Source organism: Azospirillum sp. (assembly GCF_035628975.1).
Taxonomy (GTDB): Bacteria; Pseudomonadota; Alphaproteobacteria; order Azospirillales; family Azospirillaceae; genus Azospirillum.
Map to the genome: position 1 here is coordinate 1 of NZ_DASPIS010000101.1, position 23854 is coordinate 23854.

The following is a 23854-nucleotide window of genomic DNA, read 5'->3' on the forward strand; positions in this document are numbered from 1 at the left end:
CTCGGGGCCGAGGGGCAGGTGCGGCTGTCGATCACCACCGTGCTCGGCTCGGCCGTGTCGCCGCATGCCATGCGCCACGTGCGGCACAGCCGGTCGAGTAAGCGCCGCCACAGTCCGAGCCGGGTCCAGCGGGCGAACAGGGTGTACAACGTGCCGAACGGAATGCCGGTGAGCTGACCGATGGCGCGCCATTGCATGCCGCAAAAGCACACGCACCAGATCGCCATGATTGCCTTGCGCAACGCTGCTCCCGTGAGCGCCGGCTTCGGCCCGGAACGGGTTGAGCGACTGCCGTCGGCCGCCATCGCTGTCAGCTCGCTGAGCACCTCATCGACAAAAGCATCGACATCCCAGAACGCATCCTAGGACGCCGACGTGGTGCTTGCGGGACGAACGGCAGTGCCCATAGAGTGCGGATCCAGGCAGTCAGGACGAGGGCCGCAGACCTACCAGACCGCGCCCCGCCGCACCACTCCTACTCAGCTTAAAGTAGCATCCCGCTCAGCGCCAGCCGGGACGTGCCTGCCACCAACAAGCTCTTACGCTTGTCGACCTACCCTACCCCGCCCGGCGGGTCGTCGTGTCGTCGGAAAGGCCGCGGGCCTGCATGCGCCATAGAGCGTGGAAGGCTCCGCCGCGGGAATGCAGGTCGAAGGGCGGACCATCCTCGACGATCCGGCCGTCCTTCAGCACGACGATGCGGTCGAAGCCGCTCAGGGTGGAAAGACGGTGCGCCACCGCCAGAACCGTACGGCGCTGGATCAGTCGAGCCAGGGCGTGCTGCACCTCCTCCTCCGAATGGCTGTCCAGGGCGGAGGTCGCCTCGTCCAGCACGATGATCGGCGCGTCCTTCAGGATGGCGCGGGCGATGCCGATGCGCTGGCGCTGACCGCCCGACAGCTTTATGCCGCGTTCGCCCACAAGAGTGTCGTAGCCCTCCGGCAGGGCGCGGATGAAATCGTCGCAGTGGGCGGCGTGGGCAGCCTCCCTGACCTGCTCGTCCGTCGCGTCCGGTCGACCGTAGCGGATGTTCTCAAGAACCGAGCGGTGAAACAGCGCGATTTCCTGCGGTACCACGGCGATGGCGGCGCGCAGGCTGTCCTGGGTCACCGCGGTCAGATCCTGCCCATCGATCAGCACCCGACCAAGCTGCGGGTCGTCCAGCCGCTGGAGCAAACCGACCAGTGTCGATTTGCCCGCTCCGGATGGGCCGACCACGCCGATCCGCTGGCCGGCGGGGACATGCAGGGTGAGGTCGCGGAACACCGTCCGCCCGTCGCCATAGGCGAAGGAGACGTTTTCAAAGTCGATGGAGCCGCCGCGGGGAGCAAGAGTCCGGGCGTCGAGCGCGTCGGCCACGGCGTGGCCCGGGCCGATCACCCGCAGCGTCTCGGCGATCATGCCGAACTGTTGGGTGGTGCCGACCAGCGCGAAGGCGAGATCGCGCGAGCCGTGGAGGATGCGGAAGGTCAGGGTGGTGACCACCACCACGTCGCCGGGGGTGATGCGTCCCTGCGTCCACAGCCAGACCGCCCAGGTCAGCATGCCGCCGGCCATCACCCACAGGAATACGTCGTGCAGCATCCGGGTCTTTTCGAGATAGAGCCAACTTGCGCGCTGGGCCGCCGCCTCGCGGTCGAACTTGCGGGCCAGCCGTTCGGCCTCGATCCGGCGGGCGGAAAATGCCTTCACCGCCCACATGTTGGATACCACGTCCACCAGTTCGCCGCCGGCCTGCGCCGCCTGATCGGAAAAGGCGCGGTGCTTTGGCCGGCCGCGCACGCCGACCACGCCAATGATCCCCGCCACCATGAAGACGAACAGGGCCAGTGCCGCCGCCATCTGCCACTTGATGGTGGTCAGCACGATGATGGCGCCGATGAAATCGATGCAGGGTGGCAGGATGTTCCAGGTGACGGTGTTGGTCAGGGCGCCGACGGCCCCTGCGGTCTGGGTCACACGATTGCCCAGCGCGCCGGAGAAATGCTCCGCGAAATAATGAACCGGATGTCCGCTCAGATGCCGGAACAGGTCGAGGCGGATGTCCACCCCGACGCCGACGACCGTCAGGCAGCAGAGCCAGCCGGCCGAGCGCCACAAGGCGTTCTCCGCCGCAATCAGCACAATGAAGAGAAGCAGGGGCGACCACACTGCCGACCGGTCGGCGCCGGGCGTCGCCATGGCGTCGACCAGCAGCTTCATGCCGTACTGCACCGCCACGGCGCAGGCCGCCGCCCCGATGACTAGGGCCAGCAATCCGCCGAAATGCCCAGCCCAGCGCCGGATATACCCCCACAGGAAGCTGGAGGGGCGGCCGGGCAGCGGGCCGGAGGGCCAGTGGGAGAGGTCGTCGGCCGGACCGCCGCTCATTCGGCGGCCTCGCCGAGGGTTTCCTGATTGGGGAGGGTCATGTCATCGAAAATGGCCTGTTGGCGGCGAAGTTCCGCCGCGAGTCGCCCCTCCGCCGGGCGGCTGCCCTGCGCGTCGGGAAAGCCCAGCAGCCCGACCGGGCAATGGCGGTCATTGTCCCAGCCGGGATAGTCGAGCACCGGGTAGAGGCACAGCCCTTCCAACGGGACGCCCTCCGCCATCGCGGCGCGGGTTTCCTCGCCGACATAGGCCAGCCAGGGCGCGCGCTCTTGGCCTTCAGATCCCGTTTCGGCGATCAGGACGGGGCGGCCGTAGCGCTGGTGGATCTCGGCCAGCATCTCGCGGAAAGGGCGGAACTGCGGGTGGCCGCGCGGAATGGTGCCGCCGCCGATGTGCCATTGGTTGTCGGGATAGAAGTTGACGCCGACGATGTCCAGCAACTCCGGCCGGCCGCCCAGTCCCGGCCACAGGTCGCCGCGGATCATGTCCCAGGACTGGAACTGCGCCATCCGGAAGGCTTCCGCCTCGGTCCTGTCTTCGGGCCGGTCGGGATGGGCGGCGGTGTGGATGATGGGGTCGACCATCACGAAGCGGGCGCGCGGATCGACAGCCCGCACCGCCTCCATCCCGGCGATGGCGGCGCGGACCAGCTGGTGCTTCAGTTCGAACCCACGTCCGCGTTCGCAGGGATTGAACCGCGCCACGTCTCCGCCTGCCCAGGACCAGTAGGCGATCTCGTTGACCGGGCAGTAGAAGGGCACGGCGTCCGTCTCATCCCGCACAAGGGTCGCGACAGCCGCGGCGAAGCGGGCGAAGCGGGCGACGAACTCCGGCCGCCAGATGTCGATGCCGTCGGGCCAGCCGTAATGGCAGAGATCCCAGATCGGCTGCACCCCCTCCTCGCGCGCGGCATACAGCATCGGCAGGAAACTGGACCAGTCATGGTTCCCGGGCGATGTCTCGATCCGGTGCCAGCGCAGCCCGTCGCGCACGCTGCGCAGACCGAAGCCGCGCATCGTCCGGTAATCCGCCGCCGCATGGGTGTCGTGCCCGGTGGAGTGCAGCAGGTCGAGGCGCCGGCCATCGCGGCGGCGATGGCTGGAGCACTCGAATCCGCCCATAAAGAAGCTGTCGAAGAGGTTGGGAATGTGCATCCGAAACCTTCGGCAAGAGAGCAGGCTGGACGGTGGGGGCCAAGAAGGGGGTTCAGCGCACGGGCTGTTCGGCGTTGCGTTGTCCGGCCAGGGCGGCAAAGCCTTCGGCCGCAGCACGAGTTCCGCCCTCGGCTTCAGCCAGGCGGCTGTAGAGCGCCAGCGCCTGCCCGACGACCTGATCCATATTGTAATAGCGGTAGGTCGCCAACCGCCCAACGAAATGGACGTTCGGCGTGGCGTCGGCCAGCGCCTGATACCGGCGGTAGAGCGCCGCATTCTCCGGCTTGGGCACCGGGTAGTAGGGGTCGCCCTCCGCCGACGGATACTCGTAGGTCAGCGCCGTCTTTGCATGGTTCTGCCCCGTCAGGTGCTTGTATTCGGTGATGCGGGTATGGGCCACGTCCTCCGCCGGGTAGTTCACCACGCCCACCGATTGGAACCATTCCCGATCCACCGTCTCGTGCCGGAAGCGCAGGGAGCGATAGGGCAGCTTGCCGAAGCGGAAGTCGAAATACTCGTCCACCGGGCCGGTGAAGATCAGCCGGTCGTGCTTCACCTCGCGCGCCACCGTCCGGTAGTCGGTGTTCAGCGCGATGGTGATGTTGGGATGGTCGAGCATGTTTTCGAACATCCGGGTGTAGCCGTGCAGTGGCATCATCTGGAACTTGTCGCCGAAATAGCGGTCGTCGTCGTTGGTCCGCGTGGGCACCCGCGCGGTGACGCTCTTGTCCAGCTCCGACGGGTCGAGGCCCCATTGCTTGCGGGTATAGCCGCGGAAGAACGTCTCGTACAGCTCGCGGCCCACGGCGCCCACCACCACATCCTCCGACGTGCGGACGGTCTCCACCGGCTCCGCCTTCGACTTCAGGAAGGCTTCGACTCCGGCCTCGTTGAGGTTCAGACCGTAGAGCCGGTTGACCGTGGTGCGGTTGATCGGGATCGGCACCAACTGTCCGCCGGCCTGGGCCAGCACGCGGTGTTCGTAGGGGCGCCATTGGGTGAAGCGCGACAGGTAATCCGCCACCTGGACCGAGTTGGTGTGGAAGATGTGCGGGCCGTAGCGATGGATCAGCAGCCCGTCCTCGTTCAGATGGTCGTAGGCATTGCCGCCGATGTGCGGGCGGCGGTCGATCAGCAGCACCCGTTTGCCGAGGTCGCGGGCCAGCCGTTCGGCCAGGACGCTTCCGGCGAAGCCGGCGCCGACGATCAGGTAATCGAACTGTGCACGGCCGCCATGGGCCGCGGCACGCCGATCATGGTTGGGGGAAGCGACGCCAGGGCCGGTTCCATTCTCGTCAGTCACCGAACGCATTCGATCAATTCCTTCATCCGGCTCCAGGTGCTGTCCCAGGACATGTCCGAGAGCGTGCGGTCGATGGCGGCCAGCCAGTCCGGCGATGTTCTGTCGATGGACAGCGCCCATTCGCAGGCCTCGATGAAGGCCTCCGGCGTCTCGGCGATCCGCACCACGCCGCTGTCGCCGTAATGGCGGATCACGTCGGCGATGGGGGTGGAAACCACCGGCCGGCCCGCGGCCAGATACTCCGGGGTCTTGGTCGGGCTGATGAAGCGGGTGGCCTCGTTCAGCGCGAAGGGCATCAGCGCCACGTCCCAACCGGCCAAGTAGGAGGGCAACTCGGCATAGTTGCGCATGCCGGGATAATGGATGTTGGGGCGCCTGGGCAGATTCTCGGGGTCGATCTTCACCACCGGGCCCAGCATGACGAACTGCCAGTCCGGTCGCAGGGCAGCGATGGCGTCGAGCAGGCCGATGTCGAAGCGTTCGTCGATGACACCGTAGAAGCCGAGGCGGGGACCGGGGATCGGCGCTTGGTCGGCCGCCTCGGGAATGCTGCGGGCCTGGGCGAAATGGGGAATGTCGACGCTGCTGGGAAAGGGGTGGGCGTTGGCATGGCGCTCGCGCTTGGCTTCCCACAGGCTGTAGCCGCCGGTGAAGACCAGATCGGCCCGCTCCATCAGCGCGCGTTCACGATTCACCAACTCCGGCGAAACGCCCTGGAAACCGGACAGCTCGTCCATGCAGTCGTAGACGACGATGGAAGCGTCGAGCCGGTCAGCGAACTGCGGGCTCATCGGCGTGTAGTACCACAGGATCGGGCGGGCGATGCCGAGGTCGCGGAAGGCCTTGTCGAGCACGGCGGTCTGCGCCGCTTCAGCCTCGGCGCCTTGCATGCCGCGGGGCAGCTGCGGCACCAGCAGCGTGATGCTGCAACTGGTGCCGTAGACCGCCAGTCCGGGTTCGGCGATGTCGGCCTCCACCGGTTCCTCGACATAGAACAGGCGGTGGTGGCGGGAGAAGCGCTCCATCAGGTGCTGCGGTCGCTGGTGGACGAAGCCCCAGCGCAGGTGGGAGAAGCAGAGAAAATCAGCCGCCGGCGCGGCGGCGCTGTTGTCCTGCTCAGTCGCGGCGGGATGCACTCGTGTTTCCGGGCGAATGTCCGGACGAGTGGAAGTCCCAAACCCATGCGGGTCGTCCCGCCGGGCGAACATCTCGTCCTTGCCAGCATACTGCATGCCTGCTCCTGTGCCTTGAGTCGTTTGAACTGGGGTCGTTTGCTGATCGGCTTGGAAAGCCGTCCGTCCCTGTGAACCGCAGAAGGGAAACGGCTGTCCAAAGAAGGGAAACGGCTGTCCAAAACCGTTCTGAGAAAAACGCCTCCCAGTCATTCTTGGCATCTCTGCGAATCGCCAAAAAGCAACCCGGACAAATCGCCAAAGCTATTGCATATGAAATTGCGGATTTATACCCGCTTTCCCTCACACATGAACGCTAACACCCAAACCTGTCAGTCGGTCATCGAAAATCCGGCAATATCGCAACAGGGTAGGCACTTTACGGTAGAGACAATCACAATGTCGGCGCATCGAAAGGCAAAGCGATGAGCGATTGCGCTGTACCGGGAGTTAGGGTGTGAACGCAATTGGTCGGTCCGGGATTTCCGTCCGTTGTTGAAGGGTTAGCGTGACTTATCTGATGGCATCCGGGATGCGCCGGGATATCAACGCTCACCCAGCCGGACTGCGTTTCGATGCACCTTCGGCCCTTCCACCCCCAGGGGCCACCGACCGCTGCACTCTCCCACCCTTCCGGTGGATGGCGGGCGAAGGATCGGACCCAACACCAACTTGCTGCCCCCAAACACCACATAAGGACATGCCGATGCCGGAGCTGGAAATCTGGGGTGGTCTTGAATGTACCGTCGCCCGTATCCGCAACACCTATGTCGATCAGACGCTCCTCAACGGCCATGAACGGCGGCCCGATGATCTCGACCGCTTCGCATCGCTCGGCATCAAACGCATCCGCTATCCGGTTCTCTGGGAGCGTGTGGCACCCAACGGCATCGAAAGAGCCGACTGGAGTTGGACCGACGAAAGGCTGGAGCGTTTGCGGGAACTGGGCGTCCTGCCTATCGCCGGCCTGACCCACCACGGCAGCGGCCCCCGCCACACCAGCATGCTGGAGGCCAGCTTCGCGACAGGCCTTGCCGAGTTCGCCGCCCGGGTCGCCGAGCGCTACCCCTGGATCGACGCCTACACGCCGGTCAACGAACCACTGACGACGGCGCGCTTCAGCGGCCTCTATGGATTCTGGTACCCGCACACGACCGACGAGGCGAGCTTCCTGCGCATGCTGGTGAACGAGACGCGGGCGACCCAGCGGTCGATGCGGGCGATCCGCACGGTGAACCCGTCGGCCATGCTGATCCAGACCGAGGACATCACGCGCATCCACGGCACCCCGCCCCTGGTCGACGCCGTCGCCTTCCAGAACCAGCGGCGGTGGCTGAGCCTCGACCTGCTGACCGGCCGTGTGGACGAAGACCATCCCTTCTGGTCCCGCTTCCGCGACGCCGGTCTGGCCGACGCCATCACCGCCTTCGTCGAGGAGCCCTGCATTCCCGACATCCTCGGCTTCAACCACTATCTGACCAGCGAACGCTTCATCGACCACCGGGTGACGCGCTACCCCTCAGTCCCACGCTCCCGCGACGGCAGCGACGGCCATGCAGATGTCGAGGCGGTGTCGGTCCTGGCCGAGGGGCCGGCCGGCATCGAGGCGCTGCTGCGCGAGGCCTGGGAGCGCTACCGCCTGCCGCTGGCGATCACCGAGGCCCACAACGGTTCCACCCGCGACGAACAACTGCGCTGGCTGAACGACTTTTGGCAGGCGGCCTTGAACCTGAAGGCCGATGGGGTCGACGTGCGGGCGGTGACGGTTTGGTCCCTGCTGGGCAGCTATGACTGGAACCGGCTGCTGACCAAGCGGGTGGGATATTACGAATCCGGCCCCTTCGACGTCCGCAGCCCACAGCCCCGCGAGACGGCGTTGGCGGCGATGACCCGGCAGCTCGCCGCCACCGGCACGGCCGACCACCCGGTGCTCGACAGCCCCGGCCTGTGGCACCGCGCCGACCGTTTCCGCTGGGCACCCGTGCGCATCTGCCCCTACACCCCGGCCGACCGCCGCCGGCCCGCCACGGCAGAGCCGAGGATGCTGCTGATCGTCGGGGCAACGGGAACGTTGGGCCGCGCCTTCGCCCGCGCCTGTACCCGACGGGGATTGGCTTACCGGCTGGTCGGCAGGACCGACCTCGACATCGCCGATCGGGCATCGGTCGACGCGGCGCTGGCGCTCCACCGTCCCTGGGCGGTGATCAACGCCGCAGGCTTCGTCCGCGTCGATGACGCCGAGCGGATGGAGGACCAATGCCGGCGCGAGAATGCCGTCGGCCCGGCGATCCTGGCCGCCGCCTGCGCCGCCTTGGATGTCCCGCTGGTCGGCTTCTCCTCCGACCTCGTGTTCGGCGGGAACAAGGAGGGGACCAAGGAGACGCCCTATGTCGAAACCGACCCGGTGGCACCGCTGAACGTCTATGGCAGGACGAAGGCCGAGGCGGAGCAGGCGATGCTGACCCACCGGCGCGGGCTGGTGATCCGGACCAGTGCCTTCTTCGGCCCCTGGGACGAGCATAATTTCATCGCCACCACCCTCCGCGCCTTGGCCGACGGCACCCCGGTGCGGGCGGCGGCTGACGTTACCGTTTCCCCCACCTATGTGCCGGATCTGGTGAACACGACGCTGGACCTGCTGATCGACGACGAGAACGGCATCTGGCACCTCGTCAATGCCGGAGCCGTGACCTGGGCCGAGTTCGCCCGCGATGCCGCCCGGCGGGCCAAGTTGGACCCGTCGCTGGTGGAGGGGATCGCGGCGGCGGAAATGGGGTGGACAGCAGCGCGCCCACGTTTCAGCGCGCTCGCCAGTACCCGCGGATCGATCATGCCGACGCTGGACAATGCGCTCGCCGCCTGCCTGCGCAGCTGGGGGGAGGAAAGCATGACCGGGGTGCTGCCCTTCACCCAGACACAGCGGACCGCCAAGCCGACCGCGCGCCGGGCACCGACACCAACGTCGGCGCGGGATTCCGACCGCCGCGACGCTGCCGAATAGAACCGAGCGGATCGGGACGGAGGCTGGGACAAAATCCGGCCAAGCCTCCGTCCAAAACCCGTCGTTAACGATTGAGGGCGATTCTGCGCCTGCACGCAAGCGACATCCGCTTGCGGGACAGCAGGAAAACGGCAGGCGCACCATGCGGATCGCCCTTCTCACCTTCACCCTTCTCGCCGGCCTCGGCATCGCCGCCGGCAGCTTCGCTCCCGCGCTGGGAACGGGTTTGCCCCTCCCGGCGGTCAAGACTGCGGATGCCGCTCCCTGATTTCCGTGTCGGTCGGCTCGGCGGCCCCGGCACCGTCCGACGGTGCCTCATCCGGCAGCCGGTCGGTCGGCCGTCCGAACGGGAAGGCGGTGGCCAGCCGCAGGCCGCCGACCGACGACAGGCTGCGCATGATCCGACGCGCCTCCAGCGTCATCAACTGCACGGCCTCCCGCTCGCTCGCCTCGTCCTTCTCGTGCACCCGCGACAGCGCGTGCAGGGCATAAAGGCCGATGGCGAAGGAAAAGGCGAAAAAGAACTCCCAGTGGCGCAGCCGCATGGCCAGCACCTCGCTGCCGCCGCCCGGCGCCACCCAGCGGATCACCACCGACAGTTCGCGTGCGCCGAACCAGTCGGCGAACAGGCCGCTGACGATCGGAGCGATCCCGGCGGCCAGCGAGCCGAACAGGCTGACCGTCGCCAGATAGGCGGTGCCGTGCCCCTCCGGCGCCAGCTTCAGGCCGATGTTCCCCGTCGCCAGACCGATGCCGCCCGCCGCCGCCCCCATCAGCGCGTGGATGACCGCCAGCAGCGGCAGGGTCAACAGATGCCTCTCCGGTAAAGCCGTGAAAGGCAGGGCCAGCACGCAGCCGAGATAGACCGGTGCCGCCAGTCCTAGGATCGCCTTGTTCGACAGCCGGTCCGACAGCTGCCCCCACTGCCGCAGGGTCAGCGCATTGGCGACCTGGCTGACCGCCCACAGCACCACCACGATGCCCAGCCCGAATCCCAGCTGCTGCATCAGGTACATGGCGAAGAAGGGGGCCGCCAGATTGACCGCGACGTTCCAGCTGGTCATGAATAGGATCAGCCGCCGGAAATTCGCGTCGCGGAACGGCAGGCGCAGCATCGACGCCACCGAACTGCGCTCCACCCCCTTGTCCATCCGCGGCTCCGGCACCTGGGCCAGCCAGTAGGAGCTGACGAAGCCGGCGAGCGCGGCAGCGGCGAAGGCGGCGCTGTAGCCGTGGATCCGCTCGCCGAACGGCCAGTGATCCACCAGCAGCCCGCCGGCCAAGCCGCCGGCCAGCGCCAGGGTGGTCGCCCAGAACAGCCGACGCGCGAAGAATTGGCCCAGCCCCTCCTTCGGCAGCAGGTCGTGCATCCAGGAATTCCAGGAACAGGTCCCGACAGCCCCCAGCACCGCTATGGCGATCTGGCCGGCGATCAGCAGCATCAGTGCGGTCGACTTGTCTTCGAGGAAGGGCAGCAGGGCGATGGCCAGCACGACGACGCGGCCGGCGGTGATCGACCACACGGCGATCCTGCGCCGCTGCCTCAAACGCTCGACGAGGCCGATGGCGGGGATCTGCGCCAGTTGGCCGAAGAAGGGGATGGCGGCCAGCGCGCCAACGGCAAGCGGCCCGGCGCCGAGTTCCAGCGCCAGGCCGACCAGGATGATGCCGCCCGACAGGGCGCCCACGACATTGGCCCAAGCGCCGTCGCGGACCAGCGCATCCTTTCCCCGCTGGATATCGGCGGGTGTGATCTCGGAATCCGGGGCGAGACTCATCGTTTGCGATGGGCCTGCGGTGAAAAGGCGGGTTTGCCCCGGCGATGCGTCATCAGTCGGTTCCGATCGACGATGTTGTAAAAGGAGGCACGCGGGGAACGGCGGCGGACCGCCCCCTTGCGGGAGGAGCCGACCGATTGGGGCGACGCCGATGTCCGCTCCCCGCGTGTCACACGACCGGACAGCTGCCGCTAGGCCTCCGGGTTCGTGCCCATCTGTTCCTTTTGCGCACCCGATCCGGCCCGCGCCGGACCCAGGGTGGGTTCCTCACCCAACGGCTGCGCCTGCATCGCGGTGAACTGGCCCTTGCCGTCCAGCGATGCGCCTTGCGTGTAGCGGCCGGCCGGCGGCGGTTCGCCGTTGCGGTCGGTGCCGGCGAAGACGTAGCTGAACTCCTGCTTTTCCAGCGACTGGTCAAAGCTGTTGGGGATCGGCAGGACGTTCTCCATGCCGCCCAGCTCCTCGATCACCGCAAGCCATTGCTGCTGGTGCATGGTGTCGCGGGCGATCAGGAAGCTCAGCATGTCCTTCATGCCGGGATCATGGGCGGCATTGTACAGGCGCACGGCCAGTGTCCGTCCGGTGGCCTCCGCGGTGATGTTGGAGAACATGTCGGCGGCGAGATTGCCGCTGGCATAGATGTGCGAGCAGTCGAAGGGCAGCCCGTCGGAATTGCCGGGGAAGGCGGCCAGCCCGGTGGACAGCAGATGCTTGTGCAGCATGCCTTCCACCAGATGGCGCGGCCGTTCGCCGCCCATGACCGCGCTCAGCATCGGGCTGGCTTCCGCCGCCGTCTCCTGCAGGGTCAGCGGCGCATGCTCCAGGTTCAGTGCGACCGCGGTCGCCAGCATCTCGATGTGGCCGATCTCCTCGGTGGCGGTGTTCAGCAGCATGTCGCGGTACTTGTTGTTCGGGCTGCGCGCGCCCCAGGCCTGGAAGAAGTATTGCAGGCAGACGCGAAGCTCGCCCTCGATGCCGCCGATCGCCTGCTGGAGCTGCCGTGCAAAGAGAGGATCCGGGGTTTCGACCCGTACCGGATACTGCAATCTCTTATCGTGGAAATACATGGCGTAGCCTTCCGCATCGCGTTCGATACGAGTCGAACAGAATCAGGCGCAGATGATTTCCTTGAACGGAGTGGTATGTCGTAGGATTACTGATACCCCTGATCCAAAGACGTGGGTTTACTTTTGCGCATTCAAGAATTTGTAATCTACAGCAGGATCGCGCTGACCTCATGATTATCTGCGTTCGGCCATTGTGACCTCCGCATCGGAAGCGGGACGACCATCCGCATCCTGCGCCCGGACGGCATGAGGCACGGGTGCGGCCGGAGCGGCACCGGCCGCCGCCGGCCCGTCGCCGATGATCAGGCGGGCGCCGCGCTCGTAGGTCAGATAGCGCCACAGCCATTGCATGCTGACCAGCAGCCGCTTCTCGAAGCCGACCAGCAGATAGACATGCACCACCGCCCACAGGATCCAGGCGAGCCAGCCCTTCAGTTGCCGGGTGCCGAAATCGAAGACCGCGGCGCTGCGGCCGACGATGGCGGTGTTGCCCCGGTTCTTGAACCGGAAGGGCGGCATCGGCTCACCGCGCAGGATGTTGGCGGCCAGCGCCGCGCCCAGATGCTGGCCCTGCTGCTTGGCGACCTGCGCCAGCCCCGGCAGCGGCTTGCCGTCGTCCCCCGCCCCCAAGGCGGTATCACCGAGGGCATAGACGCCATCCAGTCCGGGAACCGACAGGTCGGCGTCGACGCGGATGCGGCCGGCGCGGTCGGTCTCCAGCCCCAGCCAGCGCCCGGCGGGCGACGCCGCGACCCCGGCCCCCCACACCATGGTGCCGGCGGGAATGAAGCGCCCGCTGATGGTGACCCCGCCCGCTTCGATCTTCTCCACCGCCTGTCCGGTCATCACCGTGACGCCAAGCCGTCCAAGGGCGTTCCGGGCGTAGCGCGACAGATGTTCGGGGAAAGTGCCGAGCAGCCGCGGCCCGGCCTCCACCAGCAGGATGCGGGCGGAGCGCGGGTCGATGCGGCGGAAGTCGCGGGCCAGGGCGTAGCGGGTCAACTCCGCGACGGCACCGGCCAACTCGACACCGGTTGGACCGCCTCCGACGATGACCACCGTCATCAGCATCGCCTGCTCCTCCGGGTCGGTGGACAGCTCCGCCCGTTCGAAACAGCCGAGCAGGCGAGCCCGGATATGCTGCGCATCCTCAATCGTCTTGACGCCCGGCGCCACCGCCGCCCATTCGTCATGACCGAAATAGCTGTAGGAGGAGCCAGTCGCGATGACCAGCCGGTCATAGCGGACGTCGCCGTCCCGATGTGGCCCGTCCGGGTTCAGCCGCACCAGCCGCCGCTCCGTGTCGATCCCCGTCACCTCGCCCAGCACGACGCGGATGTTGGGATGGCGGCTGAGGATCTTGCGGATGGGCTGGGCGATGTCGGCCGGCGACAGGGCCGCGGTGGCCACCTGATAGAGCAGCGGCACGAACAGGTGGTAGTTGCGCCGATCGATCACCGTCACGGGAATGCCGGTGCTGCCGAGTGCCGCGGCGCAGGCCAGCCCACCGAAGCCGGCGCCGATGATGACGACGTGCGGGCGCTCGCCTGCCATCGGCTGAGATGTCTGGTTGAGGTGCTGCACGGTTCGAACTCTCCCGGTCTACCTTGCGGTGCCGTCCTGTAAACAGCTCACACGGCCGAATAGGGAAAAAGCAGGTCGATGAAACGTTCCGCCGTCGGCTGCGGTTCATGGTTGGCCAGTCCAGGCCGCTCGTTCGCCTCGATGATCACGTAATCGGGTCCGAACAGGTCCGGCACCAGCAGGTCAAGCCCGACCACCGGAATGTCCAGCGCGCGCGCCGCCTCGATCGACGCCTCGACCACCCGGCGGTGCAGCTTGTCCGTGACATCGTGCAGCGTGCCGCCAGTGTGGAGGTTGGCAGTCTTGCGGACGGTAAGAACCTGACCCTCCGGCAGGACGGCATCCATCGCGAGGCCGGCGTCGCGCACGCAGCGTTCCGTCTCGGCATCCATCGGAATGCGGCTTTCGCCCCCGGTGGCCGCCGCGCGGCGGCGGCTCTGCGCCTCGATCAGCTGGGCGACCGTGTGCGCGCCGGTGCCCACCACCTCCGCCGGACGACGGATGGCTGCGGCGACGACGCGGTAATTGATGACCAGAACGCGCAGGTCGTTGCCGGGGATGAAGCGCTCCAACAGAACCGTGTCGCAGACCGTCTTCGCCTTGGCGATGGCCCAGGCGAGAGTGTCGGGATCGCGCACGTCCACGGTGATGCCCTGCCCCTGCTCGCCCCGCGCCGGCTTGACGACGATCCTGCCGTGCCGCTCCAGGAAGGCGATGTCGTCGGCCACATCGCCGGCCACGCTCTGGTCCGGCACCGACAGCCCCGCCTTTTCCAGGACCCGCCGGGTGACCGCCTTGTCGTCGCAGCGGAACAGCGCGATGGCGGAGGTCAGCTCAGTCAGGCTTTCCCGGCACAGGATGCTGCGCCCGCCCAGGCTGAGGCGGAACAGGTTGGCTTGCGCATCCACCACCTCCACCCCTATGCCGCGGCGCCGCGCCTCGTTGATGATGATCATGGCGTAGGGGTTCAGCCCGGCTTCCACCGCCGGGCCGGCGAACAGCTTCTCGTTGATCGGGTTCTTCGTCTTAAGGGTGAAGGCGGCGACCCGGCGGAAGCCGAGCTTTTCATACAACGCGATGGCGTTGCCGTTGTCGTGCAGAACCGACAGATCCATGAAGCTGCGGCCGCGGCGCCGGTACTGCTCGGCCAGCGCGCGCACCAGCGCCTCGCCAATGCCTGGGCATGAGGCCTGCGGATCGACCGCGAGGCACCACAGCGAAGATCCGTTCTGTGGGTCCCTGAAGGCGCGCACATGGTCCACTCCAGTGACAGAACCGATGACGGCGCCGGTCACCGCGTCTGTGGCGATCAGGTGGGTCAGAACGCGGCTGTCCCGCTGTGCCCAATAGAGCTCCGGATCGACCGGCACCATGCCGCGGGCGGCGTGGATGCGGTTCACGGCGTCGGCATCCTGACGGTGGCGCGGCGCCCCGATGTCGAAGCCGCGCAGCTGCGGCCGGTCCTTGTAGGCCCACAGACGCAGCCGGAAGGTGTGGGACGGGTCGAGGAACAGTTCGTTCGGCGCCCGCGCCAGCACCACATGCGGATCCTCGAGGTAAAAGGCGATGTCGCGCTTGCCTGGCCGCTCCTCCCGCATCGCTGCGATCAGCGCCTCGGCATCCGGGAAAGTGTGGGCGAACAGAAGGCGGCCCCATCCGCAATCCACCACCGCCTGCGACGAAGGGGCGGCCGGCCGGATGCTGCGCCCGACGGTCGGTTTCGGATCGAGACAGGAGGCGACGAGCACCCGCTCGATGCGGAAGGACTGCCGGGTTTCGTTCTGCAAGGTCATGTCGGCCTCGGATCCCATGGGTTTGCTGCCGGACCTCAAGCAGGGCGACCTGTCGAAGCGTCGGTCCGCGCGAAAGCGTGACTGCCCTCCCCAGCCGCCTGTTCGGCGGCACCTGCGAGGGGGCATCCATGACAACAAACCGTCACCGGAAACGGGACTGAGCTGACGACGTAGGAAGGGGGGCGGCTTCAGTGCTATCGCCGGGGCAACGAATGTCATGAACGACAAGCTCACCGGGGGCGGTGGCAGTGCCCCGGCGGTCGAGCACATCCAGCGCATGCTCCATATCGCGCCGGCCATGTTCCCACCGCTCCGTCACCATGGGCCGGGTCCAGTCGAAGGCTTTCATCCCGACCTCACTGGCAAGCGGCGCCTGGGTCAGCAGCAGCAGCGTGGTCGCGCCCTCCGCCGGTTCCCGTCCGTTGGCCCGCCGCTCCCGCCGCAGGGCATGGTCGGACCGCAACCTCTCCACCGCCAGCCGGCTCTGGGTGGCGAACAGCAGTTCGAGCTGCCGGTCGGTCGATTGCGCGACGGTGGACAGCGGCCCACCCACCCGGCTGAACAGGTCGACGGCGATGCACAGGCGGTCGTCCACCGCCGGACTTTCCAGTGCTGCGGCAAGCGGCAGATTGGCCGACAGCCCGGCATCGCAAAAGAGCCGCCCATCGATCTCCACCGGCGGGAAATAGGGCAGGAACCCGCTGGAGGCGAGGAGATGCTCGACAGTGATCCGCGCCTCGGCCGTGTCGAAGCGGCGCTCCTCACCAGTCGCCAGATCGGTCGCCACCACGGTCAGGCGGAGGGAGCCCCCGTTCAACCGATTGAAATCCACCAGCCGCTCCAGCCGCGCCCGCAGCGGTGTTAGGTCGTAGAGACTGGCGTCTCCCGGCATGCCCGGCAGCATCGACCACGCGCCCGGCAGCCGTGGCCGCCAAACCAACGGGTGACCAAACAGCAGGAGAGGCAAAGGGCGCGCCCGCCGGTCGCCGGAAAGGCCGGTGCCTATCAACCCCGAGCCATCGACCCCCGCGGTCTCGTCCCAGAAGCGGCGCAGCCGTTCCGTCCGCCCCTCGGGCGGGCCGCCGGCGATCAGCGCCGCCGTCACCGCCCCGATGGAGGAACCAACGATCCGCTCAGGCTCCAGCCCATGCTCGAACAGCGCCGCACAGGCGCCGGCCTGATAGGCACCCAACGCGCTGCCGCCGGACAGCACCAGAATCGTTCGCCTCGTCATGAAACCGTCCGCCGACGGTTGGCCGACGGCTGCCAACGGCGCCATGCCAGCAGCCCCAGCGGCACCCCGACGAGCGCCAATGCCAGCAGCGGCGCCCCGCCATTGTTCGGTCCCTTCCGCCAGCCGCCATAAACGGCCCTCCCGTCGCGCATCGGCCGGAACAGGGTGCCGCTGGTGGGATCGCTCGGGTCTTCGGCCAGGAATCCGCGGTGCAGAGCCCGGCCATTCAGCCGTGTCGTCACCGAAGGCGACAGCCGTTTCAGCAGCGCCCCGACCTTACCGGCGCCGCCGATGATGGTCTCCGCCCGCGGATGTTCCACCAGTTCCAGAACCGTCCGGGCGACCTTCTCCGGCGTGTAGACCGGCGGTGCGGCGCGCACGCGGTGACCGCTGTAATTCGCGGCATGCTGGAAAAAGGGCGTGTCGATCACCGAGGGCAGGATCGTGCAGATATGGATGTCCGGCTGGTCGAGCACCTCCTGCCGCAGGCTTTCCGACAGGCCACGGATGGCGAACTTGCTGGTGGCGTAGGCGGTGGAGTCCGGCTTCGCCAGCCGTCCGACGATGGAGGCGTTGTTGATCAGCACCCCATGTCCTTGGGCAAGGAAGCGCCGCATCGCCGTCTTTGCCCCGTGCATGGTGCCGAGCACGTTCGTTTGGATTACCCGGTGCCAGGCATCGGTCGGAATATCCTCGATCCGGCCGAAGACGCCGACCCCGGCATTGTTGAACCAGACGTCGATGCGGCCGAAGCGCTCGACCGCGCGTTGGGCCAGTTCTTCGACCGCGTGCTCTTTCGCCACGTCGGTCGGCACGGCCAGTGCCTCCCCACCCAACTGCCGACATTCCCGTTCGGCCTCAGCCAGCATGTCTTCCCGCCTTGCGGCCAGTACCACCGCCGCACCGCGGCGTGCAAAGGCATGGGCGGTGGCGCGGCCGATGCCACTGGAGGCGCCGGTGATGACGACCACCAGCCCGGAAAAGGGGTATCCCATGTCGCTGTTCCCCGTGCTGTGCAAATTCTCTTTGCTTCGACCTGCTCTGGCTAACGCTGGCAGGCTGCTCTCCTCCAACAAATCGGGCTGGAAAAGGAGCACGGAATCATGCTTGAACTGTCCGGCTTATGCCGGATGAACTGCGCCGGGCCCGTCTTGCACATCCTTATCGTCGCTGCGTCCCAAGCAACCGTTCAAACTGTTGCCGCACGATGCCGTAGCACTCGCAGGCGGCACTCTCCAGGACGGGCCTGTCGAGAACGGTCATGGTCCCCTGGCCATAATCGATCGCGCCGATGCGCTTCAGAACTCCGGCAGCGGTGGTCACGCCGGCACGGCGCACGCCCAGCATCAGACTCATGAATTCGTGGGTCATCGGGAACTGGTCGCCCTCGGCCCGGTCATGCGTCATCAGCATCCAACGGGCCAGACGCTCTTCCACCGTGTGGCTGCCGTTGCACACAGCGGTCTGGGAAATCTGGATCTGGACTGCTTGCGTGTAGCGCAGCAGCAAGGTTCTCAACGGTACGCTGTCGTCGAACACCCTCTTCAATGCTGATGCCTGGATGTGGAAGGCCGTGCCTGCTCCTTGAACCAGGGCTTCCGAGGGCGCGCTTTCGGCACCGAGCAGCACGGGCAAGCCGACCAGACCTTCACGGCCGATCACGCCGATCTCCATGCTTCCACCCCCTTCCAAGGGGGCCAGCAGGGAGACCATGCCGCTTTCCACGAAGTAGCACGCCTCGATCGGCTCATCCGCCGCATAGAGTATCTGTTTCAATTTGAGCGGGACGGGGGTGAGCAGTGGCACCAAGCGCCTGAAATCCTCGGGCGGAAGGGCGGCTAGAAGATGATTGCGAACGACGGTTTGCTCGATCTGAGGCATGTGTACCCCCATCGGTTAGGCGGGAGCACACGCAACTCTCAGTCACCCACGGCCAGGATCGTGGCGGGTGATGGACATAGAAATAGGACTTTTCCATCCCTTTGCCGCTGGGAAGAGGGGGTAAGGCTCCCCTGACGGATAATGCGGTACGGAAGCGTACCGCACTGTCCCTCCCGATGCTCCAGTCTTTCCAACGTGAGTTTGGGTACCGTGGATATGGGAGGACATGCTCGTGCAGAAGAACCTGAACGCTGCTGTTGCTGTCCTGGAAGACGATGCAATCGTGCGGCTTGCGATCACCGCCTTCTTCGATGCGCAGGGAACTGAAGTCCTGGCCGGATCGAACGGCTCGGAAGTCGCCGCTCTGGTCGCCATGACACGGCTACGACCGACGATCATCATTGCGGATTACCGCCTCGGTGCGACCACGGCAATGGACGAAGTGCCGGAGGTCATGGCGGCGCTGCCCGAAGATGTCACCGTGGTGATCACGACGGGCGACACCTCGCCCGAAACCCGTGATCTGATCGCCGCATGTGGATGGCGCCTGCTCACGAAGCCGTATCGGCCTCAGGACATCCTCTCGATCATGAATGCCGCATAGCGGAACAGGCGGCAAACCATAAGATCGATAAAAGCCACATTCCTCCAAACAATCTCGCCATCGCTACGGTGAAAGGCCTTCTCATCAGTTCCGATGGAAGGAATTTTGTGAAAGATCGAGGGGTTCTACATGGATCAGCAAGCGCGGTATGATGCCCAGCCGGAAGAATCGGAAATAATGCCCTCCCACCGCGTCTCCACAACCGAGTCCTTTCGGTTCCTGATTGTGGATGATCAGGCACTGGTCCGCTTCGGATTGTCGCTGGCATTGCAGCAGCACTATGCCGGTGCCAGCGTCGCCGAAGCCGGTACTCTGTCTGGCGCACTACACCAGCTCAAGTCCGAACCCGATCTGACAGCCATTCTCTATGACCTGAACCTCGACGACAGTGATGGTCTGGACGGTCTGACTGCCATTCTGGAGGCTGCGGGCGATGTGCCACTGATCGTCGTGTCTGGCTCCGGCGATGGCGGAACCGTCGCCTCCTGTATTCGGGCCGGCGCCCGCGCCTTCGTTCACAAAGGCTGTGAAATGAAGGTCTTGGAGCAAGCCCTGCCGATCGTATTGAGCGGTGGAATCTTCGCACCGGCCGTACCCGCTGGGCACAATCATGGTCCAATTCGAATTCCGCTATCGTCCACGCCCCCGCTTCCAAAAGAGTTCAATCCGGTTGACGGACTGACCGACCGCCAGCGCCAGGTATTGTGTCTGCTTCTGGATGGTCAATCGAACAAGGAGATCGCCCGCGCTCTGGGAGTGCTGGAAGGCACGATCAAAGTGCATCTGCGCACCGTGATGCAGCGGCTTGGTGTGCGCAACCGCACCCAACTGGCTCTGGCCGCCGTGAAGGCCGGTGTGGTGTCGTCGGTACAGGAACAGCACGGCAGAAATCCCAGCCGGAATGTCTATCAGTCAGCCAAATAAAGACCTATGGCCGGACCTTCAGCAGCGGCCACTCGGGCACACGCTTCACCACGCCCGCACAAAGACCAACGCTGTGGCGCGCGCGATGATCCTGCGGACTGCGGCGTTCGGCGAAGCCCTGTTCTCGATCCCTCACCAACTCTAGCGAATGATTGAAAACCGCTCTAACGGGCGAACACGGTGGACCGGGCCTGCGACCAGTCATGGCCGGCGACGAGCGCGGCAATTGCGCGGGCGATCTTGCCGCCGCCTTGCACCGACGGCTCGATCGGGTTGGCATAGTCCGCCGCCTCGTCGCAGATCAGGCGGAGATCGATCAGCGGCAGCCCGCGCGCGAAGGCGGCCCGCGTGATGACGTCGTTGAAGACGGTCAGGCCGGTAACGACCAGCCGCTGACGCAACGGGTCGGGGGTAGTTCGCATCATATATGGTGCAGACCGCCGTCGGCAGGCGCAGAGCCGTCACGGCATCGAGCATCGCCTGATAGTCGCGCTGGAATTGCTCCCGCACTTCGCCCAGCGCATTGACGGCGCCGGCAACCGACCGCGCCCCCTCGTCGAGAACGCGGGAATGCCGAAGGGCGTCGTTGCCGCCGACGCTCACCACGATGTGGCTGGCATCGGCAGGCACCTGCCGGACCTGAGCGGCTACGCTGCCCGTCACCCCGCCATCGACCGCCCGCAAGGTCGCCTGCCAGCCCTGCGGCAGATGCCGGCGCAGCTGCGTCACCACGTCGGGGCCGCCGCCCACATAGGCTGCATTGTCGAAGATCGAATCTCCAAGAAGAACAACGTTCGACATGGACGGTCATCTCCCTTTCCGGGTTTCCGACATGCGGCCGTGGCGACCGACACAGGTGAATGAACTGGCCGCCTCCAGACAGGACGAACAGTGCCCTACCGATTCGGGAGTTGATCCCTGCCCCTTCGGCAGCCTTGCCACCCGCGTCGGCAGAACCCACATGTGCCGCCCGTCAGCCCGCCGCCCCCACGCGGACGGGATGGACACCCATTTTCGAGGCGCTGAGCTTGGTCGATGGCAACCGCAATACTCGGCGTAAGAGCCTGGCTGCTCATCCTTTCCCTACTCTCGTCCATTCCTCTTTTCGCCTTTGCCGGATACGCCACCTACCGGCTCGCACAGGCTGAGCAGACTGCGATCCTCACGAACCTGGTTCAGCGCAACGATGCTGCCGCCCGATCCGTGCAGCAGCGCCTTCAAAGCTGGTCCACCCTGCTGATGACCCTGGCGCGGTCGCAAGCCGCCATCGACGGCGATCTCCGCAGTTTCTATGACCATGCCGTGCGGATGAAGGGGCTCTACCCCGACATCGCCGGCATCTCCCTCCATGATCGGTCCGGCAACGCGCTGTTCAGCACGCTCAGTCCTTACGGAACGGCTCTGCCCCCCTCCCCTCAGCCGGAGATGGTGAAAAGGGTCTTCGCCACCGGTACCTCGCAGTTGTCGGACGTTTTCACCGACACCGCCAGCACATCCTTGAGCATGGCGGTCAGCGTTCCGGTGATCACCCCGACCGGAGTCACCCACAGCCTTTCCGTGAATGTGCCCATCCGGGTCCTGAACGCCGTACTCGACGCCGAAAGCCTACCGGCCGGCTGGTACGCGGCCATCGTCAATCATCAGGGCACGGTCTTGGCGCGCAACCGGGCGCCGGAGGAGGTCGTAGGCCGAAAGGCGACGGCGCCGTTCCGACGGATTTTGGAGCACACACACCGTGGTGTGGTGGATCTGCCGTCGGCCGACGGCACCAAGCTGAAGAGAGCATTCATCAAGATGCTCCCATGGGATGTCACCGTGATGATCGGCGTGCCCGAGGACATTTATTGGGCGCCGCTGAAGCGATCCCTGTTTCTGGTCGGTTCTGGAGGTCTGGCGCTCGTAGCCCTGGGACTGGTTCTGGCCACCTGGTTTTCCGGGCGCCTCGCGCGGGACGTCTTTGCCGCGGCTGGCGCAGCGGCCGCCCTTGGGCGCGGCGAGCCGCCGTCACCGCGGCTGACCCGCGTTCGTGAAATCGATGACCTCTCCCGCGCGCTGGTGAAGACGCACGACTTGCTGCGCTGCCATGACGCGGCACGCGACGCGCAGCACCGCGCCGCCTTGCAGGCAAAAGCCGAGGCGGAGCAAGCGAACCTGTCGAAGAGCAAGTTTCTGGCGGCCGCCAGTCACGACCTTCGCCAGCCGCTGCAGTCCCTCATGTTGTTCGCCAGCATCCTGCGCTCGCATGTCGACGGCCGTCAGGCGGTTGGCGCACTGACCCATCTCGAACGCGGTCTCGACGCCCTCAAGGACCTCCTCGACAGCCTTCTCGATGTCTCGCGCCTCGATGCAGGCGCGGTGGACCCCACGCTGGAGGACTTCGACGTCAACTCATTGCTCGGCCCCCTTGTCACGGCCTATGAGGGCGTGGCGAGAAGCAAGGGATTGAGGCTGGAGGCATCACCCTGTGCGGCAACGGTGCACAGCGATCGCACGCTGCTCGCCCGCATGCTGCGCAATCTTCTGGAAAACGCCGTGCGCTACACTGAAGCGGGCGCAATCCGCGTCACCTGTCACCTGGACGGTGCGCACGTGAAGATCGCGGTCAGCGATACCGGGATCGGCATCCCGGCCGACCATCTTGCACGGATCTGGGAGGAGTTCCATCAGGTCGCCAATCAGGAGCGGGACCGCAACCAGGGCCTCGGACTGGGGCTGGCGATCGTCCGTCGCCTTTCGAACCTTCTCGACCACCCTGTCGAGGTAAGGTCCACGCCGGGACAGGGATCGGTCTTCACCATCTCGGTTCCACGCGGAGCCGCCATCGCCGATCGGGTCGAGGAACCGGCGCCGTTCATGCCGCCGCAAGGCGGCCACGGCCGTGTCGCCGTGGTCATTGACGACGACACCATGGTACTGATCGGCCTGACCGCTTTGTTGAAGAAGTGGGGATATCAGGTGTTCACGGCAGCGTCGGCGGAGCAGGCTCTCGCCCGGCTTGCAGACGCCAGCAAGCCGCCGGACATCATCCTGTCCGACTACAGGCTTCCGCAAGGCACCGGCGTTGCGGCAATCCTGGCGATACGGGAGCGGTTTCAGGCCCCCATACCCAGCATCCTGCTGACGGGAGAAACCGGCAGCGACGCGGAGGGGGAGGCAGACCGGCATGGCCTGCATCTCATCCACAAACCGGTTACGTCACGCCAACTCGCCGCCGTGATGCAGGAGATCATGGCGGCCAACCCCGTCTCTGAAGAGGGTGAACGGGAGAAAAGGGGGCTGCGTCGCGGCGGAACGCTGGACGACGGCGAAGATGGACACCCCGGACAAGCCAGACCGGCGTGATCCCGGTGGGATGGCCGGCGCCGGTGCGCCGATTTCGGCCAATGCCGGATAGTGTGTCGTTCGCATCAAACATGGGTCGGCACCGGCATTTCTTCCCTTAGCTGCTGCTATACCAAAGTATCCGGCGCCTACGTGCCTGGGCCCCGTAAGTATAAACCTTGTTTTTCATGTCTCATCCCCGCACCGGTATCATTCGGCTTGTTTGTCGTCTCCCTATTGGTCAACCGGCGGCGACTGCCCCGGAACCATCCTCTTGCCCGCCTATTGAGGCCATTGCGGTCGGCGCACGTCGGCACGCTGGCTCATTCGGTTCCGCAGCCGGGCTTCGCAGGAGAAGAGCCCGGCTTCGGACCAGTAAAGGGCCCGAGATGGGCAAGGAGACGACGCCATGACTGCTACCGTCGATCTTAGACCGGCAAAGGGGCGTCATCCTTTGCATACGGTTTTGCTGGCTGCGATCCTACTACCGTTTCTCGGGGGGCTGCTCAGCGACATCGCCTACACATCCAGGGCTGTTCAACGCTACGAGAGACGGCATCGTAGGAGGGCATCCAAGCCGCCAATGGCAAGGCGGTACCGGGTGTCGCGGACGTTGTCGGCGCCGTTGGCGCGCAGGATGTTGGCGGCAAAGGAGCGGATGCGGGCCA

18 protein-coding genes and 1 pseudogene are annotated in these 23854 nt (G+C 66.1%); 5 read left to right on the forward strand and 14 right to left on the reverse strand.

What is annotated here, in order from left to right; genetic code table 11:
• The 5 genes from VD964_RS22610 to VD964_RS22630 form a co-directional block, all read right to left on the reverse strand.
• On the reverse strand, positions 1 to 305 hold a 305-nt coding region (locus tag VD964_RS22610; protein ID WP_414637238.1), incomplete at its 3' end, for a transposase.
• A gap of 253 nt (positions 306 to 558) precedes the next feature.
• The gene (locus tag VD964_RS22615) at positions 559 to 2370 is read right to left on the reverse strand and encodes an ABC transporter ATP-binding protein (RefSeq protein ID WP_324870755.1); all 1812 of its coding nucleotides are present in this window, start codon (positions 2368 to 2370) and stop codon (positions 559 to 561) included.
• On the reverse strand, positions 2367 to 3524 hold the full coding sequence (locus tag VD964_RS22620; protein WP_324870756.1) for a beta-glucosidase: 1158 nt from the start codon (positions 3522 to 3524) through the stop codon (positions 2367 to 2369). The genes VD964_RS22615 and VD964_RS22620 overlap by 4 nt, the downstream gene beginning before the upstream one ends.
• A gap of 52 nt (positions 3525 to 3576) precedes the next feature.
• Positions 3577 to 4836, reverse strand: coding sequence for a UDP-galactopyranose mutase (gene glf, locus VD964_RS22625; protein WP_324870757.1), 1260 nt, complete (start codon positions 4834 to 4836; stop codon positions 3577 to 3579).
• Positions 4824 to 5963, reverse strand: coding sequence for a glycosyltransferase family 1 protein (locus VD964_RS22630; protein WP_324870758.1), 1140 nt, complete (start codon positions 5961 to 5963; stop codon positions 4824 to 4826). The genes glf and VD964_RS22630 overlap by 13 nt, the downstream gene beginning before the upstream one ends.
• A 742-nt stretch (positions 5964 to 6705) precedes the next feature.
• On the opposite strand from VD964_RS22630, the gene VD964_RS22635 reads away from it, so the two are divergent.
• Together VD964_RS22635 and VD964_RS22640 are read left to right on the forward strand one after the other, a co-directional pair.
• Positions 6706 to 9000: a family 1 glycosylhydrolase gene (locus tag VD964_RS22635; protein ID WP_324870759.1), complete on the forward strand. Its 2295-nt coding sequence runs from the start codon at positions 6706 to 6708 to the stop codon at positions 8998 to 9000.
• Between the two features lie 142 nt (positions 9001 to 9142).
• A complete protein-coding gene (locus VD964_RS22640) occupies positions 9143 to 9268 on the forward strand; it encodes a hypothetical protein (protein WP_324870760.1) in 126 nt (41 codons plus the stop codon).
• Here VD964_RS22640 and VD964_RS22645 read toward each other — a convergent pair.
• The 7 genes from VD964_RS22645 to VD964_RS22675 form a co-directional block, all read right to left on the reverse strand.
• A complete protein-coding gene (locus VD964_RS22645) occupies positions 9243 to 10778 on the reverse strand; it encodes an MFS transporter (RefSeq protein ID WP_324870761.1) in 1536 nt (511 codons plus the stop codon). The genes VD964_RS22640 and VD964_RS22645 overlap by 26 nt on opposite strands.
• Positions 10779 to 10969: 191 nt before the next feature.
• A complete protein-coding gene (locus tag VD964_RS22650) occupies positions 10970 to 11845 on the reverse strand; it encodes a manganese catalase family protein (protein WP_324870762.1) in 876 nt (291 codons plus the stop codon).
• A 174-nt stretch (positions 11846 to 12019) separates the two neighbouring features.
• The gene (locus VD964_RS22655; protein ID WP_324870763.1) at positions 12020 to 13429 is read right to left on the reverse strand and encodes an NAD(P)/FAD-dependent oxidoreductase; all 1410 of its coding nucleotides are present in this window, start codon (positions 13427 to 13429) and stop codon (positions 12020 to 12022) included.
• A gap of 47 nt (positions 13430 to 13476) precedes the next feature.
• A complete protein-coding gene (gene ngg / locus VD964_RS22660) occupies positions 13477 to 15222 on the reverse strand; it encodes an N-acetylglutaminylglutamine synthetase (RefSeq protein ID WP_324870764.1) in 1746 nt (581 codons plus the stop codon).
• A 142-nt stretch (positions 15223 to 15364) separates the two neighbouring features.
• Positions 15365 to 16456, reverse strand: a complete 1092-nt coding sequence (locus VD964_RS22665; protein WP_324870765.1) for a patatin-like phospholipase family protein — start codon at positions 16454 to 16456, stop codon at positions 15365 to 15367.
• Complete coding sequence (locus VD964_RS22670) at positions 16453 to 17451, reverse strand: SDR family oxidoreductase (RefSeq protein ID WP_324870766.1); 999 nt, start codon at positions 17449 to 17451, stop codon at positions 16453 to 16455. The genes VD964_RS22665 and VD964_RS22670 overlap by 4 nt, the downstream gene beginning before the upstream one ends.
• Positions 17452 to 17617: 166 nt before the next feature.
• The gene (locus VD964_RS22675) at positions 17618 to 18337 is read right to left on the reverse strand and encodes a Crp/Fnr family transcriptional regulator (RefSeq protein ID WP_324870767.1); all 720 of its coding nucleotides are present in this window, start codon (positions 18335 to 18337) and stop codon (positions 17618 to 17620) included.
• A gap of 226 nt (positions 18338 to 18563) precedes the next feature.
• Here VD964_RS22675 and VD964_RS22680 point away from each other — a divergent pair, with 226 nt between their 5' ends.
• Together VD964_RS22680 and VD964_RS22685 are read left to right on the forward strand one after the other, a co-directional pair.
• Positions 18564 to 18941 carry a response regulator gene (locus tag VD964_RS22680; RefSeq protein ID WP_324870768.1) on the forward strand — a complete coding sequence of 126 codons (378 nt, stop codon included), beginning with the start codon at positions 18564 to 18566 and terminating at the stop codon, positions 18939 to 18941.
• A 129-nt stretch (positions 18942 to 19070) separates the two neighbouring features.
• The gene (locus tag VD964_RS22685; protein ID WP_324870769.1) at positions 19071 to 19865 is read left to right on the forward strand and encodes a response regulator transcription factor; all 795 of its coding nucleotides are present in this window, start codon (positions 19071 to 19073) and stop codon (positions 19863 to 19865) included.
• A gap of 164 nt (positions 19866 to 20029) precedes the next feature.
• On the opposite strand, the gene VD964_RS22690 is transcribed toward VD964_RS22685, so the two are convergent.
• Together VD964_RS22690 and VD964_RS29930 are read right to left on the reverse strand one after the other, a co-directional pair.
• Entirely contained in the window at positions 20030 to 20290 is a 261-nt protein-coding gene (locus tag VD964_RS22690) for a hypothetical protein (protein ID WP_324870772.1), read from the reverse strand.
• Positions 20291 to 20300: 10 nt separating this feature from the next.
• Positions 20301 to 20666 (reverse strand): annotated as a pseudogene (locus tag VD964_RS29930) (hypothetical protein); the annotation flags it as partial.
• Positions 20667 to 20900: 234 nt separating this feature from the next.
• On the opposite strand from VD964_RS29930, the gene VD964_RS22700 reads away from it, so the two are divergent.
• On the forward strand, positions 20901 to 23207 hold the full coding sequence (locus VD964_RS22700) for a hybrid sensor histidine kinase/response regulator (RefSeq protein WP_324870770.1): 2307 nt from the start codon (positions 20901 to 20903) through the stop codon (positions 23205 to 23207).
• The last annotated feature ends 647 nt before the right edge of the window (positions 23208 to 23854 follow it).

Coding starts and splice junctions, on each gene's coding strand:
- VD964_RS22615 (WP_324870755.1), bottom strand. CDS start 2,370: ATGAGCGGCGGTCCGGCCGACGACCTCTCCCACTGGCCCTCCGGCCCG.
- VD964_RS22620 (WP_324870756.1), bottom strand. CDS start 3,524: ATGCACATTCCCAACCTCTTCGACAGCTTCTTTATGGGCGGATTCGAG.
- glf (WP_324870757.1), bottom strand. CDS start 4,836: ATGCGTTCGGTGACTGACGAGAATGGAACCGGCCCTGGCGTCGCTTCC.
- VD964_RS22635 (WP_324870759.1), top strand. CDS start 6,706: ATGCCGGAGCTGGAAATCTGGGGTGGTCTTGAATGTACCGTCGCCCGT.
- VD964_RS22640 (WP_324870760.1), top strand. CDS start 9,143: ATGCGGATCGCCCTTCTCACCTTCACCCTTCTCGCCGGCCTCGGCATC.
- VD964_RS22645 (WP_324870761.1), bottom strand. CDS start 10,778: ATGAGTCTCGCCCCGGATTCCGAGATCACACCCGCCGATATCCAGCGG.
- VD964_RS22650 (WP_324870762.1), bottom strand. CDS start 11,845: ATGTATTTCCACGATAAGAGATTGCAGTATCCGGTACGGGTCGAAACC.
- ngg (WP_324870764.1), bottom strand. CDS start 15,222: ATGACCTTGCAGAACGAAACCCGGCAGTCCTTCCGCATCGAGCGGGTG.
- VD964_RS22665 (WP_324870765.1), bottom strand. CDS start 16,456: ATGACGAGGCGAACGATTCTGGTGCTGTCCGGCGGCAGCGCGTTGGGT.
- VD964_RS22670 (WP_324870766.1), bottom strand. CDS start 17,451: ATGGGATACCCCTTTTCCGGGCTGGTGGTCGTCATCACCGGCGCCTCC.
- VD964_RS22675 (WP_324870767.1), bottom strand. CDS start 18,337: ATGCCTCAGATCGAGCAAACCGTCGTTCGCAATCATCTTCTAGCCGCC.
- VD964_RS22680 (WP_324870768.1), top strand. CDS start 18,564: ATGCTCGTGCAGAAGAACCTGAACGCTGCTGTTGCTGTCCTGGAAGAC.
- VD964_RS22685 (WP_324870769.1), top strand. CDS start 19,071: ATGGATCAGCAAGCGCGGTATGATGCCCAGCCGGAAGAATCGGAAATA.
- VD964_RS22690 (WP_324870772.1), bottom strand. CDS start 20,290: ATGATGCGAACTACCCCCGACCCGTTGCGTCAGCGGCTGGTCGTTACC.
- VD964_RS22700 (WP_324870770.1), top strand. CDS start 20,901: ATGGCAACCGCAATACTCGGCGTAAGAGCCTGGCTGCTCATCCTTTCC.